The following is a 5,468-nucleotide window of genomic DNA, read 5'->3' as shown; positions in this document are numbered from 1 at the left end:
GTTTTCCATATGACGAAGGTCAATACGATAAACGGGTATCGCTTGTCCTTTAATCATGGCATTCACATTGTCACTTAATTCTACTTCTGTGCTGTCAACGAGAAGTCGATATTTAAAGATGTCTTTTCCAGAGGCAGCGATAAAGCTATCAATATCTTTTTTACTGATCTGATGGTCAGCTTTATAAAACTTACATTGAATAGCCACATATCCCTCTTGATTGCGAAGCTTTGCCACCAGATCAATGCCGATATCATTTTTATTCCAACCTTCACGCTCTTCAGCCCATTCATAATAGGTTTCTACCTTTTCATATCGTCCATAATGGAGAGGGTCATGCATAAGATAAGCCATGACAAGATTTTCAAACAATGTTCCCAATTCACGGGGTGATTTTGCTTGTTGACGATAATATTCTAAGAGAGAGCGTAAAGTGACGTGTTCATTATCAGAATGATGAGGGCGAAGCATAAAGAATAAACTCCATGACAATATATTCTATTGATTAATTCTCTTCAAAAGAATCAAAATGAAGCTTATTAAATCCATTTTGAATGAATAGTGTGAAAAATTCGGAAAATGCTAAAAAGCGGATAATTTTTTTTCAAAATGGGTCTTTAAGGCTGCTTATCAACAGCCCATGACATGGAATAAGATCAGCAAAGTAGTGAAATTTGCTATTCATTTCACGTATTCATCAAGATAAATGTACTACGTTCTTTAAAATATCAGAATGAGTATTTTGATAGGTTTTGTCTGTTTTTAACCCCCCCAAAACACCTACAAAACCCTCTTAGATATATATTAAAAATTGTATTTATGTGTTATGTTTAATATAGGTTGTTTATTTGAAAGATTAACTTATTGAAATATAATAACTTTTATTTTTGACTAAAAAATATATATAAGGGGGGGTAAAAAGACCCCCCAAAACCCCCATACCCCCCCAAAAACTAATGATGGGAAGTGCTTTAAAGGTTCACTGTTATATTGTTTAATGTTTTATAAGATTTCCAAATTGCCTCAGTGTGATGTCTTATGACTTTTCACTAAAGGGTGCCATTCATAACGTATGGTAGGTCGACCGCCTTGGGAGTTATTCTCTCCAGAGATTTCACGAATATAGTTACAACGACATAAAAGCTCTAAAGCTTGCTTAACGGTTTGATTGTCTGTTAAATATTTCCAATCACGTTTATAAACATCCCTTGCTATAAAAACATCGGGTAAACAATCACAGCGTTCAACAATTAATTTTGCACGCTCTGCTGTTAATGTATCCCCCGCCGCATAAAGTCTTTTGACATGACTTAACAGATATTTTTCCCAACGCAAGGCTGTTGTAATGGCATAGAGACCAATTTCTAAACCACCACTATCAAGAAGTTCAAAAATTAACGCAAGGCTTGCTATGGTCTTTGGCATTTTTAAAAGATGCGATTGTAAGCTTTCTGAGTGAGTACCTCCTTTTGCCTCTTTATGAAGATGCTCGAACCATTCATAAAACTTCACTTGTGCTTTAGGAGAAAAACGCATAATCAGTGGTTGTTCGGGAGAACCTAAGCGTTTATCACGAAAAGAGCGAAATACCCCTTCATACTTTTGCCAGACCTCTTGATTGGGCGGTTTATCAACCAATTGCCACTCTTTATTGTCATCGGGCCAGACAATCATTTGAAAGCGTTGCAATAAACCGTCATCGTTTATTCCACGGTGTATGGCTTGAATGAGCGGAATAATGCGTGAAGGTTGAATGCCTCCAATCATGGATAAAGTGACATAAGGGATAAAAATGGTTCCACGCTCTATACGGTCATAAGTAAATTGATCATCTTCATTAAAAGCCGTTAGATAAAAAGTACGGTCTGTTTGATATTCCTTTTTTTCCAGATTGGCTAAAAAACCAGCCAATTCATCACGCTCCATTAAGAGACCACGGGGGGTTTCTTTTAACAATTCCCCAAGCTTTTCGACTGTCACATCATTGACAATAAAGCGTCATTTACCAAGAGTATCATCATTATTTTTACGAGTAGAAACTAAGCGGTGTGCAAAGTAATTATGCAATCATATTCGCAATATTATAAAAATAGTAATCTATCATTACTTACTGATACGGAGCGCAGTATTGTAGAAAATAATTTTCTTCAATTAGCAAATAAATAAAAATACAGTTGATTAAGGAAATTTTTGCTTTGTATGAAGCACACGTAAAATACGCACAACGCCATTTGAAATATCATAAATCATGATATAATTTGGATGTACAATAAGTTCACGTGTATTTACAATTCGTCCTAAACGACCAAGAGTAGGAAATTTAACAAGTTTTTCTACTTTTTCAGATAAAAGTTGATCAAACTTTAAGGCAGCAGAAGGATTATCTTGTGATATGTATTCACGGATCTTTTTGCGGTCAACGTGTGCTACTTGTGTCCAAATTAGCTTCATAAAGTTGATCTATCGAGTTTACTTTGTGTTTTTAGGCGCCATTCCTTTGCTTCTGCTTCGATTTCTTCAGAAGATATTATATCACCTGCATTAGCAGAGTTTATCCCTAATTGAACTTGTTCCCGAAACCATAAATCGTATGCACTTTTTTCTTTTTGTTCTTTTACGATATCGCGCATATAATCGCGCAATAATTGTGCACCAGATCTATCACACGCCTTTGCTGCTTTGGAAAATTCATTTTTTAATACATCATCGACGCGAAAGGTAAATGTTGTCTCAGCCATTTTACGACCACTTAATGTGTTACAAAGTAGTTCTAATGTAATGTATTTTTACTGTTTCTTCAATAGGTACTATTAGAATAGATATTTTATATCTATTTTGCATTTTCATAGGGTTGAAAGGGACGCCCATAAATCAACGGGCTCTGATAACAACCCAGACAAAAGAGCCAGACCGGTTTCAATGCCTTCACAAATGACCAGATGTTTTGGATTGGCTTGGCTTAAATGCACCCCACCACCCGTTACAGATCCCAACATGGCTTTTGCTGGTTTTTGATCTGTTTTGCAGCCATTGTCTTTTAAAAAGGTTCTATGAATGGCAAAGGAACCAGCCCCCTTAACAAGAGCAATCAACGCGGGCAATGTACCCCCAGAGGGGTGTAGACATTTGTCGTAAAAGCGTAAATCTGTAGGCAAATCACATGTAATATCCCGCATACGTAAATAGGTTTCTGCTAAAGTATTTTTGATTGGTTGGCTTTGTTGCCAAATTGCTCTTTCTGCTTTCCTTTTTGCTTGTTTGAGATCAGCACAAAACTGTTTTGAGAAAGAGAGCGTCTGATCATAAGCTTGTTTTCCAAGCAATCCAATTCTAATAAGCGCTTGTATGATCTCTCTAAAAGAGCAGCCAGCATAACAATAGAGTAAAAGACGCCCATCATTTCCATTAGAAATAGATAAACTAGGCAGCCTATCATCATGAGCAGGGCAACGGGCTGTTCCATAACGCCCATGCCAAACCCCGCGCAAGGCACGTGTGATACCTTGCGCATTCTTAAAAGAACACATCATTGTAAATCCTATAACGTTGCGTCACAGGACGGATTGTGCTATCTCTAGGGTGATGAGTTTGAGAAAGCCTTGTCCGTCCTTACGTGACAAGGTTTTTTTTATGCCGCGTCACTTTGACGTTGCTGTTTTGCTTGCTCGATGACATTGATAAGATCCGATTGTAACCAACGGGACAAAAAACCAAATTTTAAAGGTTTTGGGAGAGAGCCATTGGTAGCATGACGGCGGGACACTCATATGAAGCAATTTTGCACTTTCACGGTCTGTCAAAAGAATATCATTTTCTGTCATACTAAAATCCTTTCTATCAAAAAATGGTAACAAATCATAACTATTTATTAACCACATTTTGGTTCATTTAGAAAGATGTTTTATTCATAGAAAACAATATTTTATCATATAATTTCTTATGTGATAATTTATGAGTCTTATTGAGAGAGAATGAGAGAGAAGAGAGAGAAAGTTATCCACAGATCATGGGGTTATTCACCCCATATCTTAAGATTGACCCGTGACATAAGCCGCCCATTTATCCATATAGACACGGCGCTGTTCTAAATAATCAGTACGACGATAGGCACGCTCTACTTTGCCGCCAACTGTATGACTTAGAATAGTTTCAGCGACCTCATAGGGAGCATCGGTTGTTTCAGCAAGCCAATTGCGTAAACTAGAGCGAAAACCATGCGGGCAGGCTTCAAGTTTATTGTCTCTCATATATTTTGCCATACAATTCTCAGCAAGGGGAGCACGACCGGAAAAAGACAGAATGAAATTACTTTTGGAAATACAACGGGCTTGTTTAATCACTTTTAGCGCTTCAGATGATAGAGGTACGCGAAATTCTGTTGTAGCGTCACGCAAACCTTTCATATTCTCAGCAGGAATAGTCCATACATCATCTTCAATCTGATCTTCACGAATATGACGCAAAGGGTTGGTACGAACGCCTGTCAGGATAAGCAAGCGCAAAGCCAGTTGTGTTATGTTTTGTGTTTTACAGAGTAACTGATAAAAGGCGGGAACATCTTTCCAATCCATTGCAGGTCTATTAGTGGTTTTATGACGTTGTTTACCTAAGAGCGCGCGTGCTTTTTCTGTTGCTTGTAAATCAACATCTAACCCTAATGCAGCCGCATGTTTGAGACAAAGATTAAGACGATTTAGTGCTTTCTCTGCTGTTGCAGCTTTTGTATGCCAGATAGGAGCAAGGGTATTGCGTATCTCTGTTTGTGTAATCTCTGAAACGGGCAGACAGCCCAATTTAGGGAGAATATGAAGGCGTAATGGTAAAAACCAATCACAAGCTTTACCATCTCTTTTTAATTCAGCTTTACGGCTTTCAAAAGCATCTAAAGCAATGTTTTTTAAATAATGAAGATTACGCATTGCCTCACGCTTTTGTTTATCGCGTTCTTTAATGGGGTCACGACCCTCATGTAAAACAGCACGCCATTGGTTTGCCAATTCACGGGCTTTTTTTAAAGAGACATGTCTTAAGGCGCCCAAGCCCATTTCACGGCGCCGACCGTGAATGGTATAACGATAAAGCCATTGAGCACCACCATCTTTACGCTTATGGAGGATCAAGCCGGCACCATCATTATATTTGCCAGCTCCCAATGTTGCGACAGCCCTTGCGTTAAGACGATTCATAAGAACCATTTTCATTCCTTTCTTATACAGTTTTACCCACACGCCAGCCCCGCTTATGCCGTGCAAGCAAATGGGTTTGTTTGATTCAATATAAACAGACTTGAAATGAGAGAATCTTACGTTATTCGAGACTCTCATTCAACATACAAAACAGTGAATTATCATTATAAATCAGTGTGTTGTAGGTTTACAGAAAAAGATAAGCCGCCGCGTTTACCTTGGTTTATCAGGAGCCCCTTTGCTAATTTTTTATATTATTCAACGCCTATAACAGAAGGTCTG

At 38.0% G+C, this 5,468-nt stretch carries 4 protein-coding genes and 3 pseudogenes; all 7 read right to left on the bottom strand.

Features of this window, described 5'->3' with window-relative positions; all coding sequences use genetic code 11:
• Positions 1–471 (bottom strand): restriction endonuclease (locus ACFIK4_RS00640; protein ID WP_375674539.1); only part of this gene is annotated, 471 nt, incomplete at its 3' end.
• 552 nt (positions 472–1,023) lie between these two features.
• A pseudogene (locus tag ACFIK4_RS00635) lies at positions 1,024–1,998 on the bottom strand (DUF3987 domain-containing protein); the annotation flags it as partial.
• A gap of 180 nt (positions 1,999–2,178) precedes the next feature.
• Positions 2,179–2,451, bottom strand: a complete 273-nt coding sequence (locus tag ACFIK4_RS00630; RefSeq protein WP_208438787.1) for a type II toxin-antitoxin system RelE/ParE family toxin — start codon at positions 2,449–2,451, stop codon at positions 2,179–2,181.
• Complete coding sequence (locus ACFIK4_RS00625) at positions 2,448–2,738, bottom strand: CopG family ribbon-helix-helix protein (RefSeq protein WP_375612607.1); 291 nt, start codon at positions 2,736–2,738, stop codon at positions 2,448–2,450. Before ACFIK4_RS00625 ends, ACFIK4_RS00630 begins: the two co-directional genes overlap by 4 nt.
• Before the next feature lie 111 nt (positions 2,739–2,849).
• Positions 2,850–3,530 (bottom strand): annotated as a pseudogene (locus tag ACFIK4_RS00620) (virulence-associated protein E); the annotation flags it as partial.
• Between the two features lie 98 nt (positions 3,531–3,628).
• Positions 3,629–3,821, bottom strand: a pseudogene (locus ACFIK4_RS00615) (helix-turn-helix transcriptional regulator).
• 207 nt (positions 3,822–4,028) lie between these two features.
• Entirely contained in the window at positions 4,029–5,195 is a 1,167-nt protein-coding gene (locus ACFIK4_RS00610) for a tyrosine-type recombinase/integrase (RefSeq protein WP_375612608.1), read from the bottom strand.
• Positions 5,196–5,468 lie beyond the last annotated feature (273 nt).

Origin of the sequence: Bartonella sp. AP9QHHD (assembly GCF_042195625.1) — a bacterium.
Taxonomy (GTDB): domain Bacteria; phylum Pseudomonadota; class Alphaproteobacteria; order Rhizobiales; family Rhizobiaceae; genus Bartonella.
Note: the sequence above shows the minus strand (reverse complement) of the source record. Positions and strands in the feature narration are given on the sequence as shown.